Here is a 20940-nt window from a genome sequence, read left to right as displayed (position 1 = left end):
TTTAATTTATCAGTCGGACATCACGATAGATTAAATTGTAACCGGCTGCAAATTTGTATTATATTTTAGTGTATGGTTAATATATCACTCAACAAGCTGATCCTCAATAAAACGCATACGCTTAATTACCTTCCCTTCCTTACTTTTGTCATAACTATAGTATTCTTTTTGTGGGTCGGCATCTGACCAAATTATTGATGCAATCAGATCATTATTATGATGTTCTATCCGATCTGTATTCATATAACTTTCATCAGGCTGCCAGTCTCTTGGCAAATCCTCACTTTCCCTATAGAAGTACATATAAAAAATCCTATTTTTGCCTTCTATTACCTTCATTTCGTCTTCCACCGGATGATCCTTACTGTATTTTTCAACTAATTCTTTCAATTCTATTAAATCTTTTGGTGGATTCAGAATCATGTAATGCTTTCGAAGAGTCACCACTTCTTCATCCTTTTTACCAATGGCCTCTTTTGTATTAGCTATTTCGAAAATCTTTGTTTCCCCACTTGATTCCTCATTTTTTGTACATCCAATTAAGAGAATTAAGAATATACCAATCATCAAAACTAAAATTTTTAAGTTAACTTTAATCACTCAATTCCCCCTCGATTGGTATATCCATTTCCATTAAAGTAACAAAGGGCTTATATTTCCCATCATATTTATCATAATGCTGTAAGACAAACCAGGCACGAAATCCTGCTAAGTTGACATACTTCTTCTGTACATCTGGCAAATCCAACCCAAAATGATCATATAAACGAACATGCATGACTCCTTTAAAGTGATTCTGTTCTACTGAAAAATCTTTTACGGATACCGTATTCCCCCAAGTATCATTTACTGTAATTGTAAGCCCACCTATATTATCACTCGTAGTGCTAAACGTTGGATACCTAGCTTCCTGATATATATAATTATAAAATTTATTTGTTTGCTTTGTATTTTCATCAAACTTAAGTGCTGCCAAATTACCTCCATTTTTCTCTAGCTCATTAACTAAGGCATTTTTGACCAATTCAACATAGGCTTTCGTTGTCTCATGCTCACTCGCTTCTTTAGTTAAAGTCTGGTTACTATACTTCGTACCAGTTCCCTCCTTAAAATGATCAATCATATCTAAAACAACATCTTCCATATCTCCCGTCGAAAATAAGAGTGTTGACATTGTCTCGAACTCATCAAAGAGAATACTTGGGAAATAAGATTCAAGTAATTGGAATCTGAACATCCAGCTAATGTCTTTTATTTTATTTTCTGTAAAATCATTTGTTTTCATATCATTCGCTACATTACCATTTTCATCATAGCCTTCTGGTCTATCTGATTGATAAATTACTAAATCGGATAAATCAGCGTACAACGGTCGCAAATCCTCATTATCAAACTTTCCATCTCCGTCACTATCTTTTCGGTCAGGAAAACTGGTTGGAAAGAAACCTTCAAAATGAATAGTAATTCCGAAAATCTCTATCGTAAAAGTTTTGAATGGACCCATTTCTTGACCATCGGTTAATCCATCTCCGTCAGTATCTTTCTTGTCAGGATTTGAGTAGATTATACCGTATGGTGTTTTCATTCCTAAAATTTCATAGGTATCATATAAGCCATCCCCATCAGAATCTGTTATATCAATGCCTCCATCACCTGATGTATCATCTTGGATATCAATTGAAGATTGACCGTACTTTCCACCTGTCCTCTTTGCAAGGTTGTTAAGCGTAGTTTCATTTACACCATCTGTCCTTGAGTAGTTTATTTCCCTTGTCCAAAGCTCCAACCATTTTTTCTTATCAACAACCAGATATTCACCAAAGTGAGTAGTTTCCATACTTATTGCATTCTTTCTGGTATCTAAAACAGCGTTAAGGCCTTCAAACATTTCCTCATCTTCATTATACCAAATGATGGCTAGATCATTTTCCAACGTGTCTCCTAGCTTCGATTCATCATAAGTAAACTTAATACTTGCTTTCTCAAATTCTGATTGCGTATTGATGCTTACAGGAGAACCAATAATACCGTGTAAATTAGTTGTTTTAATATTTACTTTGTTTGTGCTGCTAATTCTAGTCGTTTTACTAATATTATCCTTTGCACTAAACCTAACTTCTACACTTTTAATTTCTGATTTATCAGGCTGAATCAAGGATTTACTAATCGATTGTTTATAGAGTTCATTTGAATCCTTGATCCCGTCATGATCGCTATCTGCAGCATTCGGATTTGTCTTTAAGGCATATTCATCTCCATCACTTAACCCATCGCTATCCGTATCATACTTATTAGGTAATGAATGAAACTGATGTACTTCAAATCCGTCTATTAAACTATCTTGGTCTGAATCTTTCTTAATCAAAGTTGTTTTATGAACCTGCTCGTCTTTATTAATCAGGCCGTCTTCGTCGATATCTTCATCTGCATCACCTATACCATTATGATCTGTATCAGATTTTGTTGGGGAAATAAATGTTTTGATCTCATATTCAATATTATCCTTTAATCCATCACCATCTGTATCCTTTTTAAATGGATTCATTCCTTCCTGAAATTCTATTCCATCTGTTATGGTGTCACCATCCGTGTCAGAGGTAGATTCAAAGAACTCTGTGTTTAATGAATAGCCTGCTTTTTTAAGTCCGAATAACACTTGTTTATATGCATTTTGAAAGGATTTGGATGCAGGGATAGCTAGATCTTTTTCTAGAAACGCATTGGCTTTTTCAGACATTTTCACAGCATTGTTCAAATGAGCTTTTAGTTGTTTTCCTTTGTGATCCGTTTGATCAGAGATATCCATTAAAATGCCGATAGCATTTTTATTGACAATTTTATCCGATAAATAAAAATTAAAGAGTATATCTGCAATTAATACTTCAGTCGGTTCATTAAAATCGTTTTTTGATACAAACGCCCATAGGCATACTGTTAATCTATGTTTGATTTTCAAGAGCTGATCACTTTTAAGAACCACTCCTTTTATATACTCCTCTTGATACGCTTGTTCATATTCGTTAATCAATAGTTCAAGCACATTAAGTTCATTCATATCTTTTTGCTTAAAGTCTCCGGTTTTTTCAAATTCCTTTACCAGATCATCTAGGATATTAGAATCAATCTTAGCATTCGTATCTTTTATAACTTTTGTGAAACGCTTTAATTCATTTATTGCTACTTGATCATAAATTTTCCCTTCTCTGGTATCTTCATAGTATTCATATTCACTTAACCACTGTTTTACATTTTTTTCACTGGAATTCTTATGTTGTCCTTGATTAGCATGGCTATTACCCTTGGCAACCACTGCTTGCCCAGATTCGCCGAAAATCATTGCAAAGGTCAATAAAAAATTCAACATACTTTTTACTTTATTTTTCATCATAAAAATCTCCTCTAAAAAAATATTAATTTAACCTATAAAAATATAACTATATTGATAGAAGTGGCATCCATTTACTCTGGTAGATACTTATAAAACTGTTGCACTTTTATAACGCAAATTATTTGACTTAATGATAGAAACATACGATATCGTGGTTCCCATCCAAAGAAATATTGTCAAAATCCTTGAGATAATGTCATTAAATCAACTCCTTTATAAAGGCAGTGATAGGACTAATCATCAAAGTAAAAGTTATTAATGAGATAATATTTTCTTTAAGAAAATCCCTCCTAGATAAAGATTTGGAACAACAAACCTATTGTAACGATTTCCTCTAAATCCCAACAAGTTACAAAATACCCATCTATTGGAATATATTCGTAGGATTATACTTAATCTTGGAAATCGGATTTCGAAAAGAACGATTGGTAACAGTAACTTGTAGAATAGCAAATATAAAGAAGTGTATTAAGCAAAAAAAAGCTTGGAGTTTTACCAAGCTTTTTAACCTTTTATTTTCTTGATATATACTAAAATCTTTTAAGTACCAAAGGAAGCTGTAACAGCGATACTCCATCCAATCAGGACAAATGCTGAATGTGGTTTCGTACCCTATGTGTTATTTCTGCCAAAGTGTGCTCTCTTGTTTTTCTTTGTTAACTAACAATTTAAAAACATCCAGTCTTGAATAATGACCAACTGGATCAAAATCAAATTGGCTGTAGGCGATTTGTTTCATATCAAGGTCAGCAATAATGATATCTTCTTTTCCCCAAACAGGTTCAGTAATGTATTCACCCAAAGGTCCAACAATTGCACTTCCTCCATTACACATCACTTCGGGAGCAGACTTTAAATCATCATAACAAGCTAAATCTTCAGGATACATATCCTTACCTTAAAACAGACCATCCAAATACCATGAAATTCACCCATCCAATATCCTTGATACTAAATTCCTTCAAAAATGGCGAAAATAGATATTTCTTTTGTTCCCTATAAAATTGTTATTATTTAATTTTTGACAATTTTGTGAACAAAATGAATAATAGTATTTAAGGGTTAAGTATTCAATTTACAATTTCCATTACAAAAAATATCTTCTTGAGGAATTACCCAGTTGATTTAAATTTTTTCAATACTGCATTCTTACAAAGGTGGTTTATGATGAATACACGTTTGAAAATTTTAAACGCAACAAAGTGGACCGGCAATATAAAATTCATCACAGGTATGCTGATCTTTTTATTCGGAATTAAAAGTGATTTTAGTCCAGTAATTGGTATTGGGATCGGAACCATTATAGGAGCGGTTGTTTTTTTCCTTATGGGGATGTTTTTTATTGCAACAGAGGAGATGGTAGAAAACACTTCCAAAGGAATTGAAATTCCACCAGTAAAACCAAGAAATGGCTTGTATTTAGTAAAAAAATAAACCTCAACTGAAAGGGTCCTTTTCTAAATGAATGAAAAGAGAGCGTTAAAAACCGCCCCCCTTTCTACTTACATATCCCATAGGAAGATTAGCAATGTACCAAAAACCGTGATTAAGGCCATTCCAATCATAAAATAAACTTTTCCATAAATAATCCATTTATCTTCCGTTTCTCCAGCATGCATGAATACAACAAATTGCAGGAGAGCTTGGGAAAAAGCAGTAATTATGAGTACCGTCATACCTGCTGCAAAAGACAAACCTAAAAAGTAAACTGTTAGAGCGACTGCCGTTAGAACAAGGGATGAGACAAATCCTATTATTTGATTTCGCGGAAATAATTCGCTCATACTACATCATTCCTTTCAGATAGATGAAGCTAAAAATAAAAATCCAAACCACATCTAAGAAATGCCAATAAAGAGAGAAGATAAATGATTTATTGGCTGCTTCCGGAGTCAGACCCCATTTTTTTATCTGGCTAAGTATAGATGCTCCCCAGAATAAACCGAAAGAAACGTGTGCACCATGAGTTCCTAAAGTAGTCATTAAAATGGCGGTAAAGGCACTCGTTTGCAGTGTTGCTCCTTCATGAATATACGTAATAAATTCATCTATTTCAAAGCCCAGAAACCCAAGACCAAGTAGAAGCGTAATCACAAAAAATGTCAACATCGCTTTTTTGCGCCCAAGACGCATTGCATGAATGCCGAGCCCTATTGTAAAACTACTTGTCAATAATAGCAATGTTTCAATTATAACTGGAGCCATCTCAAACATTTCAGCTCCACTAGGGCCATTTCCAATTCTATGCTCTAATGTAAAATACGAAGTAAAAAGAGTGGCAAATAGCATAATTTCAGCTGCTAAGAAAACCCAAAATCCAAAAATATTCAATCCGTTTTGTTTTGTACTATATTCTAATGGAAGCGAGTGGTCGATTTTCATTAGTTAGCACCTCGCAATTTTGTCTCAGTTTCTTTAATTTCTTCAACAGAAATATAACGACCATGATCTTTTTCAAATGACCGATGGAACATACAAGCAAATATAGCAATGGTTGAAATAATCGCTTGAATCCACAATGAGAATATTAACGAGAATCCCCAAATAAAGAATATTGCGCTCATAATAAATGGAACTCCGCTGTTATTTGGCATATGGATTTTTTCTATTTTGCCTGAAAAAAGCTCATGAGCTTTTTTCTTAGCATCCCAGAATGCCTGACTGGAAGCAACATTCGGTGTAATGGCAAAGTTATATTCCGGGACAGGAGTAGGTGTAGCCCATTCAAGCGAACGTGCATCCCATGGATCTGCACTGATATTTCTAGGTGAATAACGTACACTGTAATAAACGTTATATACGATTAAAACAAAGGCTATGGCCATAAGACTTGCACCGATAAATGAAACCATATTTAATGCTCCGAAACCAGTTGACGCAGAATATGTGTACATTCGACGTGCTTGTCCATCTAAACCAGTGATGTACATTGGGAAGAACGCTAAACAAAATCCGATCGATAGAAACCAGAACGTCCACTTACCTATTCTTTCATTCAGCATAAAACCAAACATCTTTGGCCAATAGTACGTAAGTCCGGCAATCATGGCAAATACGACGCCAGGGATAATCGTATTATGGAAGTGGGCAACTAAGAACATGGTATTATGATATTGATAGTCAGCTGCAGACATCGCAAGCATAACCCCTGTCATTCCTCCAATTACAAATAGCGGAATAAAACCGATCGAATATAGCATTGGGACGGTAAAACGAATCTTACCTTTCCATAATGTGAATAACCAGTTAAAAATCTTTACCCCTGTCGGCACCGAAATAGCCATTGTGGTGATCGAAAAGAAGCTATTTGCAAGTGCCCCTTGACCCATTGTAAAGAAATGGTGAGCCCAGACCATACATGAAAGTCCTGAAATAATAACCATGGAGGCTACCATCGATTTATAACCATAGAGATTTCGACCAGCAAATGTTGAAATAATCTCACTATATATACCAAATGCAGGTAACACTAGAATGTATACTTCAGGATGTCCCCAAACCCAGAAAAGGTTGGCCCATAGCATATCGACCCCGCCATTTGTTGTCGAAAAGAAATGTGTACCAAACAGTCTGTCCATTGTTCCCATCGCAAGTGCCACTGTTAATACCGGGAAGACTGTTACAATAATAAGATTTGTAACTAATGAAGACCATGTGAACATCGGCATTTTCATTAAAGTCATGCCAGCCGCTCTCATCTTAATAATAGTTGTAATCATGTTAATACCCGTCATAAGTGAACCTAGTCCGGATATTTGAATGGATAACATATAATAGTTCGTACCGACCGATGGGCTATATTCATTCCCAGCAAGTGGAAAATAAGAAGTCCATCCTGCATCTGGTGACCCTCCGACAACAAAGGAGATATTAAATAGCATCGCCCCGAAGAAGAATAACCAAAAGCTTAATGCGTTTAATCTTGGAAAAGCAACATCACGAGCTCCAATTTGTAATGGAACAAGATAGTTCATAAAAGCAAAGATAAATGGCATTGCCATAAACATAAGCATGATAACCCCGTGTGTTGAGAAGACTTCATTATAATGCTGTGCATCAAGTAATTTATTATCAGGTACAGCAAGCTGTGCACGCATCATAATCGCGTCCACTCCACCTCGGAATAACATAATTAAGGCAGAGATTAAATACATAATACCTATTCGTTTATGGTCAACCGTGGTTAACCATTCACGCCATAAATAACCCCATTTTTTAAAATACGTTATACCTGCAATAATGGCAACTAAGGTAAGACCAATCGCAACCATTGAAGCATATATCGCTATACCTGGATGGGGTACTGCAAAACGTTTCAAGAATTCCATCCTTTATTGACTCCTTTCGGGAAATTAATCCATGTGTGTTTTTCAAGCGTTGTATTTATTAAACGCTCAATAATTATTGATGATTATCGTGTTTTGGTGTTTCATTTTTTGAATCCTGAGTGTTCCCTTCCACCGATTCAGATGATCCGCTATTGTAATGTCCTGGTGCAGGACTAAAACTTAAATGAGTACCTGTAAATGTCATCTGTCCAAGATGCCCTGGTTTTAATAACCCCTCAAATTTTTCCTCTGTTAGAGGTTTAGCCGTTTTCTTGACGTCTTTTACCCACTTATCAAAATCTTTTTGAGCCATTGCTGTGACATTAAACGTATTTTCAGCAAATCCCTTTCCGCTGAAACTAGAGTTGCGCCCCATCATTTCACCAGGTTTATCAGCAGCCAGGTTTAAAGTTGTAATCATATTGGACATTGCATATTTTTGTCCGCCCAGTTGCGGAATCCAGAAGCTTGTAATTGGTCCAAATGAATAAAGTCTAAATTCTAGCGGACGGTCTGTAGGAATATACAAATAGTTAACTGTTTCAATATTTTCCTCTGGGTAGCTGAAATGCCACTTCCAGTCAGATGTTGAGGCGTAAATTACTAAAGGCTCCTTATTCTCGTATCCTTGAGGTTTTGCTTCTACAATGTAGTTACTTTGAACAGATACAAATGATAAGTAAGCAACAATAATGACAGGAATACCTACACAGATTGCCTCGACCCAGTTCTTTCCTTCAATGTGAGGCGGTTCATAGTCCGGACTTTGCTTTCCGGCACGATACTTAATTAAGATATATGTCAACATAGCAAAAACCACGATAACAATAACTGACATGATGCCGATGGACAGCATAATATCATTGGCTTGTCTTTGGGCTTGAGGGCCTTTTGGATCAAGGACCATAAGTGGCTCACATCCCGTAAGTACTATGATAATAGTGAAAACAAGAATTAATAAAGCCGATTTAAATTTCATTCTTCTATCCCTTTCTTTCATTAAGATAATTACAAATAAAATGTTTGATAGAATGTGATTTAATTCACATACAATAAAAGCAGACTATCTCATTTTTATTTAATTGTTGGATGTTCTTTAATCACACGTATAGTTTTTAGTTCCTCATCGTCTGCCCCTTGAACAGGAAGGCCTGCTTCAATATTTTTTCTCGTATACAGTAAATTATCTTCTGTAATGATTTCTCCCGGTATAAAGATGGGAATCCCCGGAGGATAAACCATAACAAACTCTGAAATGATCTTTCCGGCAGATTGTTCAAATGGGACCACTTCCGTTTCAGCATAGAAAGCATCACGTGGTGTTAATGCTAACGAAGGAATCTTAGGTAACAAGACTGAAGAACTGTTTACTTTTTTGTCTGCTTGAATTTTATGTTCCTGCGATAATTCCGTTAATGCTTGTATAAGAATTTGTAAATCTTCCTCGCTGTCACCAGGTGTAACAATGCAAAGGATGTTATATAGGTCAGATAATTCAACTTCAATATTAAATTTGTTTCGAAGCCACTTTTCAACTTCATAACCGATAATTCCAAGCTCTTTTACTGATATTAACAGTTTGGTAGGATCCATCGCCACAGCTGCGCTAGATTCCAGGACTTCTCGCCCCATACAATATAGATGGTCAATTTGATTAATCTTTGAACGTGTTTTCTCTGCTTTTCTAATCGTGTCTTCCAGCAGTGCTTGTCCTTCCGTAGCTAAAGATTTTCTGGCAACATCTAAAGAAGCTAATAATAAATAAGAAGTAGAGGTTGTTGTAAGCATACTTAATATAGATTGGACACGTTTAGATGATACAAGGTTACCTTGCAAGTTTAAAATAGAACTCTGTGTAAGGGATCCTCCTAATTTATGCACACTTGTTGCAGCCAAATCAGCACCGGCCTCCATTGCGGATAATGGTAGTTCCTCATGAAAATGAATATGTGCTCCGTGTGCTTCATCTACAAGTACTGGTATGTTCCTAGAATGTGAAATCTTCACTATTTTTCTTAAATCCCCAGATACGCCATAATACGTTGGATTGATTACAAGCACAGCTTTTGTATCCGGATGTAAAACTAATGCTCTCTCAATAGAATCGGGTGTAATACCATGAGAGATACCAAAGTGTGAATCCACTTCTGGATGAATAAAAATCGGAACGGCACCAGAAAAAACAATCGCACTCATGATAGATTTGTGAACGTTTCGTGGAACTAAAATTTTATCCCCTGGTCCGCAAACTGACATGATCATAGCCATAATGGCTCCACTAGTTCCCTGTACAGAGAAGAAGGTATAATCTGCACCAAATGCTTCGGCGGCTAACTCCTGTGACTGTTTGATAATTCCTTTAGGGAGGTGTAAGTCATCAAGAGGCCCTATGTTGATTAAATCGATTGAAAGTGCATTTTCACCGATAAATTCTCTGAATTCAGGATCCATTCCGTTCCCTTTTTTATGACCGGGAATGTGAAATTGGATCGGATTCTTTTCTGCATGTGTTTTTAAGGCTGAAAATAATGGTGTCTCAAATTGTTTAATCAATGTGTTAACACCCTTTCTCATCATATATTTTGTAAAATCATAGTTGTAGTAGATGATTAAACAGTTCTTCAGACAGGTACTTTCCTACATAAAAAGAACCAAACTCGCCAAATCGTGCACTAACTTCATCGAATCGCATTTCGTAAATTAGTTTTTTAAATTGAATAGGATCCTCCCCAAATAATGCAACGCCCCATTCATAATCGTCCAATCCCACGGATCCTAAAATGATTTGCTTTACCTTACCGGCATATTGCCGGCCTATTAAGCTATGGCTTCGCATCATTTTCTTGCGTTCCTCGGTTGATAACATATACCAATTGTCACTTTCGCTGCGTAGCTTATTCATCGGGTAGAAACAAATATATTTCACATTAGGAACTTTGGGATACAAACGTTCTCTTATTTCTGGTTTAGCAAATGGATCTTCCCCTTTTGGAAGATAATTACTTAGTTCGACTACTGAAACGTACGATGTCGTTTGGAACGTATACTCAGCGAATTTAGTTTTATTAAATGCCAATTCTATTTGAGTTAGTTCATCAAGGGTGGGACGGAGAAACATAAACATAATATCAGCTTTATGTCCCAATATTTGATAGAAAGCCTGACTACCTTCTGATCGTTCTTGAATATCATTCCATTGATTCCACCATTCAATTAACTCATTAACCAGCTCTTGACGATTTTCATCATTTAAAGACTTCCAGCTTTTCCAATCAATCTTACGAAAATCGTTTAGACAGTACCACCCTTCCAATGTTTCTGTTGCATTAGACATAATTTTCAACTTCCTTTGTTAATAAATCTTTTATACTTATATAAATCAATTCAAAGAGTTCTTCTAAATCTTCTTCTTCTACACAAGAAAAGGCGATTCTTAAGTCTGTCGAGTTAATTGCTATTGTGCCTACTCCATATTGATTAAGCAAATGAAGTCTTAACTCTTCTGCATCTACATCTTTAAGTTTTAAACACATAAAATAGCCTGAATTAAATGGATAGAAACTCCAAACAGTCTGATACTTTTTATTTCGGACAATCTCTTTTACCTTTATGGCTCTTCGTTTCATTACTTCATGCTTTTCATGCTTTTCGACTTCGAAACGACTGGATTGCAGTGAGCGTAAAATAATTGTCTGAGACAGATGCGAACTACTCGAAATCGTTCCTCTAATTAAACCTTTTGTTTTTTGCTCTAGTACAGCTAATATTTCTGGGTTTTCGGAAGCAAAAGTTAGGAACCCTACTCTTAAACCCCATACATAATTCTCTTTTGTTGCCCCGTCCACTTTAATCGGTATTAATTTCGGATGAAGCCCTGCTAATCTACTAAACAAAGATTCTTTAACCGAATCCCCATAAAACAGCCCGAAATAGGCATCATCGAGGATTACTGCTACATCGATACCTAATTCTGCCGCTTCTTTTAATACCGAAATAATTCCTTGGACTTCTTCCTCACCTGGAGTATATCCTGTCGGATTGTTAGGGAAGTTAAGCAAAACGATGGCTTTACCCGCTTCCTTTTGTTCCATTAATCTTTCCTTAAGTGCCTGAACATTAAATTTATTAAACTCATCAAATAGGCTAAATGTCTTAAGTTCGCCCCCTCTTCGGATGTGAAAAATCGTCTGATAGTTCCCCCAATATTTATCTGGAAGGATAATCACGTCGTTTTCATCAACAAAAAGATCAGCTGCAACGCTCAACCCATGGGTTAATGCATTCGTTGTAATTGGCAGACCCATATGATTTTCCTTTAAGGAAGGATTATCTCTTAATAATTTCCGTTTCCATTCTAAACGTAAATCTAATTTCCCAGGTGGTGGGGCATAAGGGTATACTTCATCAGGTGAATACTCTTGTAAAGTTTCTTGAATATGATTAAAATGCATAGGTGCATCGTTTTCAATTGCAATTCCTATTGTTGCATTAAAACGTGTAGCTTTTTTGCTTGCTTCAGCACTTTGGCTTAAGATTCCTTTTGGATAATACAGTTTCTTTCCTAATTGAGATAATAAGTGATAGATAGTAGCATTATATTTTAATAAGTCATCGTTTAACTTCTTAGCAAGTTCGTTCATTTTACTTCCCCTTTAAAGTTAACTAACCTTAATTTTAAGAAAATAGAACTAATTGCTTCTATTAATATTGTATTCTCTTCCTGTGTACCAATAGATATTCGGATATGTCCCGGCAATCCCCATATATCGCCATAACGTACGATTACGCCAAGAGCTAAAAGCTTTTGATAAACCTCTTTTGCATATGCCCCAAACTCAATTAAAATAAAATTACTCATGCTTTTTGTATACTTTATCCCAAGTTCTGTCAGAGCATTGTAAAGCTGTTCACGACCTTTAGCATTCACTTGTTTTGAATGATTAACATGTTCCTCGTCTGTTATAGCGGCAGATGCTGCAGCCTGTGCAAGACTATTAACATTAAATGGTTCTTTCACATGTAGAATGCTTTGGATAATGGATTCTGGTGCCGCACCAAAACCTACCCTTACACCAGCAAGACCATAAATTTTAGAAAAGGTTTGTAATACTATAATGGGAAAATCGGAACGTACAAATTCCAATCCATTTGTATAATCTTCATTTGTAGCAAAATGACTATATGCACTATCAAAAACAACTAAAATATTTTTAGGTAGAGAATGAAGCAGCTCTTTTAGCATCGACTTTGGCATATAAGTACCAGTTGGGTTGTTAGGAGAACAGATATAAATTAATTTTGTATGTGCTGTCACTGCTGCTAAGGTCGTTTCAATATTAAATTGATATTCATGATCAAGCGGTACTGGAACGACCTTTGCACCCATCAGCTGTGCACCAAAATCATATTCACTAAATGAAGGAAAAGGAACAATAATCTCATCACTTGGTTCAAGAAAGGTTTCAGAAATTAATGTAATTAATTCATCTGCCCCGTTCGTAATGATTAATTGTTCCGTTTTTAAAGCCAGGCAAGAAGCAATAGTCTTCTTTAGCTCGACGGCATGTGCATCAGGATAACGATTCAGTTCATTCAGTATGTTAGAGACGGCTTCAATCGCTTTCGGCGAAGCGCCAAGGGGATTTTCATTAGATGCTAATTTAATTACTTGTTGCAAGCCTAATTCCTCTTTTACCTCCCATAAAGGTTTACCTGGTGTGTAGGGCTTAATACTTTCTAACGCCTTACGTTTAAAAATCTGATTCATTTGAAACACAACCTTTCCCTGAAAAGTGATAATTGTGAATCAATACACACATTCACATGAAAAAACATCTACATAAATAAACATATAAGAATCCACTTCTCCATATTATCGGATTTAAAATTTTTATGACCATCCAATGAACTACTTTTTTCACCATCCATTTGTTGTTTATCAAAAAGGGATCACTTCAATGACATGACCTTTCTAACTTCAAATATTAGTAGACGCAAGTGCTTCCGCAAACCTTTTAATTCCTTCATCAATTAATTCTTCATTTTCCCTAGCAAATGTAAAACGAACAAAATCTTTTTGAGAACCCATCGTATATCCTGGGACATAAATGACTCCCTTTTTGATGGATTCCTCCAATAATTGCGTTTCATTTACCTCTTCTTTTATCCCGCACCAAATATGAATACCGCCCATAGGGGTGGAATACTCAACTTCATCCTTTAAATACAATCCAAGACTTCTAATAATTTGGTCTCTTCTTCTTTCTAATTGTTTGTTTAAATTCGTAATATGAGAATGAAAATTTTCGGATTCTAAAAAATCATTTGCCATCCACTGTGTAAAACTTGCATGACCAAAATCGATTTGCTGTTTCGCATCTGAGAGTCTTTCAATCACAGAGGTTGGTCCTATTATCCAACCAATCCTTAATCCTGAAGCAACGATCTTTGATAAAGAGCTAATATATAAAACATTTCCGTTGACATCCATTGATTTTAAAGTAGAGACCTTTTCCCCTTTAAAGGATGTTAAACTGTAAGGGTCATCTTCAACTACGGGGATACCATGTTCTGAAGATATTTCAAGAATGGCTTTCCGTTTCTTTTCACTAAGTAAAGCACCCGTTGGATTTTGAAAAGCAGGATTCAAGAATATCATTCGTATTCGATGCTTTTTATGCAAGGAAAGTAAGTCATCCGGGTTGATACCCTCATGGTTTACAGGAATGTAATAAGGTCTCAGTCCTGCTGATTTAAATATTGGAAGATTATAGTTGTAAGAGGGATCTTCCAATGCAACTGCATCACCTTGTTTTAATAGGCATTGGACCACCAAGTGTAATGCTTGTTGTGCGCCAGATGTAATTAAGATAGATGAAGGATTGGTTTCAATTTTTCGATATTGCTTAACATGCTTTGCAATCGTTTCTCGCAAAATAGCGTTTCCTTGCGGATGATCATATCCCAAGCTTCCAATAAACGATCGAGAAGAGGTAATCTCTCTTAAGAAATGCAACGGAAATAGATCCTCTGACAATTCTCCGCTAGCTAGATTGATTAACTTATGTTCTACAGCTTCTTTCCTTATCCTCTGGGTTACAGGTAAATTAGGTAAAAACGACCCCGCTTCAATATACCTGTTCCAGGAAGGAATACGTTTCTTGGTAATTCCCCAGATATCTTTACTTATAGTCGTGCCGCTTCCTCTGTTTCTTTGAATTAGCCCATTTGATTCCAATTCATCATATGCAGCAACTACTGTACTTCTATTAATATTGAGATCCTTGGCTAAAGTTCTCTCAGAAGGTAATGGTTTATCAGGAGGAAAAGTACCATCCGCAATTCCGTTTTCAATATATTCAGCCAGTTGTTTATATATAGCTTTTTTGGCTTGGCGATCTGGTTTCCAATCCATATTTTTCAGTCCTTATAATGTAATGTAGTCTAATTATTATCTTTCTCTTTTTAAACTTTTAGTCGGTTGCTGAAGTTTCTAAAAAAACCTATCGTTTAAGACGATAGGTTTTTTGCGGATTACAAGGTAAAAAATACAATAAATACTCCCAGGCAATCAAAACGATAGGAATAAAGATGGCTTAAATTAAAGTTAAATTGGTAGTGTTTCTTTTTGTTGAACTACTGTAGTTTTCGTCCCTTTTTCCAGCTAGCAATGTAGCAATTATCGATATTACAATCACGATAATTACTAAGGTTGTTAAAATCTCCATGTAACACAGTTAAGCTTTAAATTAAGTGACGGAATATTGATAAAGTCTTAGTAATTCATTATAGTTGATTTATAAACATCTGAAACCATCCAATTTAACATAGTTTTAACCATCCACTTTTATTAAAAAGACTTGATATTAACCTTCATCAATCTATGAGTCAAACAGGAATTAAAAAGATTAATGAACTGAAGGAATTATGCTGAAATTTAACATCCATGTTAGACATTTGTGGAACTTTCCATTAATACAAGAATGCCCGCTAGAATTAATTTTTCTAGCGGGTTTTTTTATCTTTTTAGGTTTGACTACTGCATTGGAGTTAATCCATCTCCGGTAGCCCGTTCCAAAACGTCACTTCATCGACAGACAATCGTGTTGTAGGATGTCCTGGTTCCGAGGCTTTTCCTATGGCAATTAACATGATTGGCAGATAACGCTCCGGAATCCCGAATGCCTCCTTAAACTTTAATTTATCGTATCCGCCCATCGGCACTGTATCATATCCTCTTGCTTTTGCAACCAGCATGAACTGCATCGACACAAGTCCAGCATCGATCAAAGCGATATCCTTGATGACTTCAGAATCCCTATTTGAATACGATTTTGTGATGTTACTGACAAATGCATTTTTTACCTCTTCGGTCATAAAGCCCGCATCAACCGATTTCTGAAAAATTCGACCGGCTTCCTTATAACTCTCCATATCCCCCAATACCGCGATGATGGCTGATGCATCCACCACTTGCTGCTGATTTCGTGCAATCGGCAACAGCTTTTCTTTCAGTTCCTGGTCATCAATAACCAAAAATCTCCAAGGTTGCAGATTATTACTTGAAGGTGCCAAAACTGCCTCAGCCAACATATCCTTAATCTCTTGGCGGGGAATTTTCCACTCCGGATCATAATAACGCACTGACCGACGTTCTTGAATCACTTTATAAAAATCAATGGTTTGCTTCATAGTCTTTTCCATATTTTCATCATCCTCCATAGATGTTTAACAATTGTGTGAATACATCCTATTTTAAAAATCTCAATATCTGCCTATCTATTCCACACCCGGAAACCAGCCGGGCGAATGAATAATTTTCTCCCATAATGGATTCGGTACTTCTAGCTCATGTTGGTGATTCTTGTTAATTTTAGTTACGATTTCTGATTCTCTACCCTGCTCCACTTTTTGAACCCAGTCAGGGTCGATAATCAGTTCCCGCCCTAATGCAATTAATGGAACTCCTGTTTCCAAAGCTCTTAACGCATCATCTGCTGAATAAATAGAACCGACACCGATTAACGGAACTCGATCCCCTACACGATCCTGGATAATTTGAATACGTGAACGCGCATCCTCAATTCCTCGTTTAGGTTTTGACCAGAAATCCATCAATGACACATGAAGATAATCAAGGCCTTTTTTTGTTAGTGCATCTACTAGCTCTAGTGTATCAGCCATAGTGATCCCCGGTGTTTCAGGTTCCTCAGGTGAAAAACGATATCCAACCAGGAAAGGCTCTTTTGCATATGCAAAAACAACTTTCTTTATTTCATCAACAACCGCTAACGGAAAAGTAAGACGTTTTTCAAGAGTACCACCCCATCGGTCATTACGACGGTTCGAATGAGGGGAAAAGAACTGTTGAATCAGGTATCCATTGGCACCATGTATTTCAACTCCGTCAAAACCAGCTTTAATCGCTCGCCGAGTCGTTTCTCCAAAATCGCGAATAATCGATTCAATCTCTGTTTCAGTTAATGCTCGAGGAACGGGTTTTCCTTCACCATTTGAAGGAATATTGCTCGCACTAACAATATCTCCATTCGGCACTAGTTCAGGTGGCACCTCACGCCCTCCATGAAAGATTTGCAAAATTGCTTTTGCACCCCTTTTTTTAATTGCTGATGCTAGACGATGTAAACTTGGAATCATTTCATCACGATCCCCGCCAAATTCACCATGAAATCCTTTACCATTCACTGTCACATAGGTACATGCCGTAATAACCATCCCTACTCCATTGGAACGTCGTTTATAATAACTGACTTCCGCATCTGAGACGGTCCCATCAGGATTTGACGAGAAATTTGTCATTGGTGCCATAACAATGCGATTTTTTAATCGAATCCCTTTTCCAATGTTAAATGACTCAAATAATGATGCATATTTTAAATTCATCATGTCTTAACTCCCCCATTTTTTTAACCCTGTAAAAATCGGCAATATTCACTTTACTCACTCTACGCATTGAATTAAGTCTTTTCTTTTTTGGTTGCTGTGACTCTGCCGATCGATAAGGGTTATGCTACCTTGACAAATACTCCTGGCTTACCGTTTTCCCACAATCCTTGCTTTTCTAAATTTTTGTTGAAAATATCATAATTGGATCTTTCTAACTAACAACAATCTTGTATGCTCATCATAAAGAAATAGATTCCCTTATAGTTCAAAACTCTATTTTATGAGTGTTTTGAAATCAATTCTGTAAAGGCTTCTTTTGGTTGGAATCCGATTACCTTATCTACAGCAACTCCGTCTTTAAAAAGAATTAAAGTTGGAATGCTCATGACGCCAAATGTTCTTGTAGTTTCTGGATTTTCATCTACATTAAGTTTGATAATCCCAACTTTATCACCCATTTCACTATCGATTTCCTCTAACACAGGTGCAATCATTTTACATGGGCCGCACCATGGCGCCCAAAAATCTACTAACACTAATCCCTCTTTAATTTCTGTAGTAAAAGTTTGATCTGTTACATGTGAAATAGCCATTATTAATTCCTCCAATATCATTTTTTTAACACTTATTTGATTCTCTCGGAAAAATATATTAATTATCTTTTTGTACCGTTAATCCTAATTCTGTTTCCCCTTGGAAATTCCGATTTCTTATATTTAGAATTCAAATCGATTTACCAATGGTTTTTTCATATCACTTTCGACTACAAATACTTTTATAATTTCTCGATTAGAGTCCATGGTTTCAACATACCCGTGAATCAGTTCTGCCCCTCTTGAACTTCCCTGTATCCAATCTCCAATTTCAAATCAATATTTATTGGCCACGTCATCTACACCCCTTAAATGTAATAAAAAAAATTACAGTTTGTTTTTAAAAAAAGAGTCTTCTATCTAATTCGCTTTATACTGTAATAAAAAAATGTACAGTATAGATAAATGAAAAAACTAAATTATTGGCACAATTTAATTTTTTCTAAAACAGAACTAAGGGTAATATTCTCTAAATATTTTTCCAAATACAATTCAGCTTCATTAAAAATTTGATTCATAACCACCTGAGTATTAGACGATACTACACATTTTTGCGCGGGATCACCTGTACACCAGTTTGGTTTTAAGCTTCCACGCGAAACTGTACGATAAATATCTGCCAATGACACCTCTTGAGGGTTACAGTCGAGAATATAGCCACCGCCGATACCTTCTTTTGTCTTAACAAACCCTTGGCTGCGCAAACAGCTCATTATCTTACGAATCCGTGCCGCGTTTGTACAAACATTTACAGCAATAGACCCACTGCAAGCCATATGATCAGGTAGATAAGCTAAATAGACTAAGCAATGTACGGCTATTGTAAAATCACTGTTCACTTTGATCACTTCCTCCTCAAGAAGATTACTGTAATTTTAATATTTACAGTTTATAAAGTCAACAAAAAAACCTAATTCATTAATAAATTCCATTTTAGCCCAAAATTATGCCTTATCAGATTCCCCAGCCCTAATTTGATACTAATAGAACAGTTCTATTCATATTCTTTATAAAAGAAAACAATAGGAAGGAGTGTAAAGTTAGTTGAAAAAAGTAAAGGTTCGTTTACGACCCATTGTTAGTAAGATTAATTTACCCACTGTTATGAAAACAACGATACTTCCGGGAGACTCAATGGAGAGATTATTTATTGCAACCCAGGTAGGAGAGATTTTTTACATAGGAAATGGAGATATAAGGACTTTTTTAGATATTCGCCCGCGAATCATAAAACTAGGTACTTCTGAACAAGGTGTTTCTGGTGGTGGATATGATGAACGGGGATTAGTTGGGTTAGCGTTTCATCCAGAATTTCATTATAACGGTCTGTTTTATCTTCATTATTCAGTAGCCGGTACACAAGGTCCAGGGGCTCTTCAGGAACATTTTAAGCCTGATCCGTGTGATCCTAAAACCTTACACATGAGGTGGACAAATAGAGAAACTCAATATGATCATATTAATACAATTGAAGAATGGAGGTTACAATCGAATGGTCAGCCTCAAAAGCGACGGACATTACTTAACATAAGAAGGCCATTTTTTAATCATAATGGTGTAAATAGCTTAAACTTTTCACCTGAAACAGGAAAACTTGTTTTAACAACCGGAGATGGTGGAGCAGGCTATGATCCATTTAATTTAAGCCAGGATGATATGGAAATAGCCGGTAAAATCATTGAAATTGACGTAGGTAAGAATACATTTATCAATAATCCACCCGTCGTCACACGGTTTAATGAACTTCCAGCAACTATTCAGGAAACGCTTACGGTAATGGCCAAAGGGGTCCGTAATATACCAGGCATTTCATTTCAAAGGTTTTATAATCAGTATATCAAATATGTGGGTATTGTCGGACAGGATCTAGTTGAGTCGATTTTTTCATTCATTCATTATAAATCCATACCGGTTACTCAGCTTGTTCAAGGTTCTTTAAGAAACACCGAACCTGACCAAGATGGGTTTATTAACTTTGGCTGGAGAGGGTGGGAAGGTGTTTTTCCTACTTCAACTATAAGTGGCTGTTCTGAAAATCTGAGTTTGGATGTGAAAACCATTGCTTATTACAATGAAGCAGTAAACACTTCAGCAAGGCGTCTTCAGCCTCTAACGAGTTATTTTCATAAAGATCCCCGCCCCGATAAGTTTGAAGGAACTTCCCTTACAGGAGTTCAAGCCTATATGGGGAATGGAATCCCCGATTTAACGGGAAGCGTTGTATTTACTGATCTTGCCCGAAATGAAGAATCCCGATCTCCGGTTACAGGGGCTTTAGCTTATACCAGGGTAAGAACAGATGGCAAACTAAATGATTTTAGTGTGATTGAAACCGATTATAATTTTGGGTCGGGGTCCGCTTATTATGTTAGTTTGGGAACGAATCTTGATCAAACCAGACTATATTTAGGGGTCCATGGTTCGATGAAAGTGACGGATTTTAACCAAGGTACTGTTTTTGAAATTGTTCCATGATTTATACCTTTTATTAAGTGAAATGGATTAAAGAATACAAAAAAGCCCTACTATGGGCTTTTTTTGATTGAAACGATCTCTGACAAGTCTATGTGTTAAGGAAGAATACGGGTTTTCGGCTACACTCTAGACTATGCAACAGTTTAACCTGAGTACCCAACCGGTTAAGCCTTATTTGGGGGAATTTTGAAGAACAGACCAAAAATAATTCATTATAAATCAGCCCTTGTCCATTTCATTTCATGATCTT

17 protein-coding genes and 1 pseudogene are annotated in these 20940 nt (G+C 36.1%); 2 read left to right on the top strand and 16 right to left on the bottom strand.

Annotated features, from left to right (window positions below):
* Window positions 1–84: 84 nt before the first annotated feature.
* From J2Y67_RS18910 to J2Y67_RS18900, 3 genes and pseudogenes are all read right to left on the bottom strand, one after another.
* A complete protein-coding gene (locus J2Y67_RS18910) occupies window positions 85–600 on the bottom strand; it encodes a hypothetical protein (protein WP_310176460.1) in 516 nt (171 codons plus the stop codon).
* Window positions 593–3385: a DUF3289 family protein gene (locus J2Y67_RS18905; RefSeq protein WP_310176458.1), complete on the bottom strand. Its 2793-nt coding sequence runs from the start codon at window positions 3383–3385 to the stop codon at window positions 593–595. Before J2Y67_RS18905 ends, J2Y67_RS18910 begins: the two co-directional genes overlap by 8 nt.
* A gap of 622 nt (window positions 3386–4007) precedes the next feature.
* Window positions 4008–4283: pseudogene (locus tag J2Y67_RS18900) on the bottom strand (nitrilase-related carbon-nitrogen hydrolase); the annotation flags it as partial.
* A gap of 272 nt (window positions 4284–4555) precedes the next feature.
* Here J2Y67_RS18900 and J2Y67_RS18895 point away from each other — a divergent pair.
* Window positions 4556–4822, top strand: coding sequence for a hypothetical protein (locus J2Y67_RS18895; RefSeq protein WP_310176456.1), 267 nt, complete (start codon window positions 4556–4558; stop codon window positions 4820–4822).
* Between the two features lie 68 nt (window positions 4823–4890).
* Here the strand turns inward: J2Y67_RS18895 and qoxD are convergent, their stop codons facing one another.
* The 13 genes from qoxD to J2Y67_RS18830 form a co-directional block, all read right to left on the bottom strand.
* Window positions 4891–5172 carry a cytochrome aa3 quinol oxidase subunit IV gene (qoxD, locus tag J2Y67_RS18890; protein ID WP_310176454.1) on the bottom strand — a complete coding sequence of 94 codons (282 nt, stop codon included), beginning with the start codon at window positions 5170–5172 and terminating at the stop codon, window positions 4891–4893.
* A gap of 1 nt (window position 5173) precedes the next feature.
* Complete coding sequence (qoxC, locus tag J2Y67_RS18885; RefSeq protein ID WP_310176452.1) at window positions 5174–5770, bottom strand: cytochrome aa3 quinol oxidase subunit III; 597 nt, start codon at window positions 5768–5770, stop codon at window positions 5174–5176.
* Window positions 5770–7716 (bottom strand): cytochrome aa3 quinol oxidase subunit I, encoded by a 1947-nt coding sequence (gene qoxB / locus J2Y67_RS18880; protein WP_310176451.1) that lies wholly within the window; start codon window positions 7714–7716, stop codon window positions 5770–5772. The genes qoxC and qoxB overlap by 1 nt, the downstream gene beginning before the upstream one ends.
* A 73-nt stretch (window positions 7717–7789) precedes the next feature.
* Complete coding sequence (gene qoxA / locus J2Y67_RS18875) at window positions 7790–8695, bottom strand: cytochrome aa3 quinol oxidase subunit II (RefSeq protein ID WP_310176544.1); 906 nt, start codon at window positions 8693–8695, stop codon at window positions 7790–7792.
* A 95-nt stretch (window positions 8696–8790) separates the two neighbouring features.
* Window positions 8791–10266 carry an aminotransferase class I/II-fold pyridoxal phosphate-dependent enzyme gene (locus J2Y67_RS18870; RefSeq protein WP_310176542.1) on the bottom strand — a complete coding sequence of 492 codons (1476 nt, stop codon included), beginning with the start codon at window positions 10264–10266 and terminating at the stop codon, window positions 8791–8793.
* Between the two features lie 40 nt (window positions 10267–10306).
* Window positions 10307–11050 carry a hydrogen peroxide-dependent heme synthase gene (gene hemQ, locus J2Y67_RS18865; protein WP_310176450.1) on the bottom strand — a complete coding sequence of 248 codons (744 nt, stop codon included), beginning with the start codon at window positions 11048–11050 and terminating at the stop codon, window positions 10307–10309.
* The gene (locus J2Y67_RS18860) at window positions 11043–12356 is read right to left on the bottom strand and encodes an aminotransferase class I/II-fold pyridoxal phosphate-dependent enzyme (RefSeq protein ID WP_310176448.1); all 1314 of its coding nucleotides are present in this window, start codon (window positions 12354–12356) and stop codon (window positions 11043–11045) included. Before J2Y67_RS18860 ends, hemQ begins: the two co-directional genes overlap by 8 nt.
* Complete coding sequence (hisC, locus tag J2Y67_RS18855; protein ID WP_310176446.1) at window positions 12353–13483, bottom strand: histidinol-phosphate transaminase; 1131 nt, start codon at window positions 13481–13483, stop codon at window positions 12353–12355. The genes J2Y67_RS18860 and hisC overlap by 4 nt, the downstream gene beginning before the upstream one ends.
* A 210-nt stretch (window positions 13484–13693) precedes the next feature.
* Entirely contained in the window at window positions 13694–15130 is a 1437-nt protein-coding gene (pdxR, locus tag J2Y67_RS18850) for a MocR-like pyridoxine biosynthesis transcription factor PdxR (protein ID WP_310176444.1), read from the bottom strand.
* Window positions 15131–15765: 635 nt separating this feature from the next.
* On the bottom strand, window positions 15766–16419 hold the full coding sequence (locus J2Y67_RS18845; RefSeq protein ID WP_310176443.1) for a nitroreductase family protein: 654 nt from the start codon (window positions 16417–16419) through the stop codon (window positions 15766–15768).
* Between the two features lie 75 nt (window positions 16420–16494).
* Entirely contained in the window at window positions 16495–17622 is a 1128-nt protein-coding gene (locus tag J2Y67_RS18840; protein WP_396954103.1) for an NADH-dependent flavin oxidoreductase, read from the bottom strand.
* A gap of 278 nt (window positions 17623–17900) precedes the next feature.
* Entirely contained in the window at window positions 17901–18215 is a 315-nt protein-coding gene (gene trxA / locus J2Y67_RS18835; protein WP_310176442.1) for a thioredoxin, read from the bottom strand.
* Between the two features lie 419 nt (window positions 18216–18634).
* Window positions 18635–19054 carry an RrF2 family transcriptional regulator gene (locus J2Y67_RS18830; RefSeq protein ID WP_310176439.1) on the bottom strand — a complete coding sequence of 140 codons (420 nt, stop codon included), beginning with the start codon at window positions 19052–19054 and terminating at the stop codon, window positions 18635–18637.
* Window positions 19055–19259: 205 nt separating this feature from the next.
* Here J2Y67_RS18830 and J2Y67_RS18825 point away from each other — a divergent pair, with 205 nt between their 5' ends.
* A complete protein-coding gene (locus J2Y67_RS18825; protein ID WP_310176437.1) occupies window positions 19260–20690 on the top strand; it encodes a PQQ-dependent sugar dehydrogenase in 1431 nt (476 codons plus the stop codon).
* Window positions 20691–20940 lie beyond the last annotated feature (250 nt).

It is taken from the genome of Neobacillus niacini (assembly GCF_031456445.1).
Taxonomy (GTDB): domain Bacteria; phylum Bacillota; class Bacilli; order Bacillales; family Cytobacillaceae; genus Neobacillus; species Neobacillus niacini_I.
The sequence above is the reverse complement of the archived record's forward strand: the minus strand, read 5'-3'. Positions and strand labels throughout refer to the sequence as shown.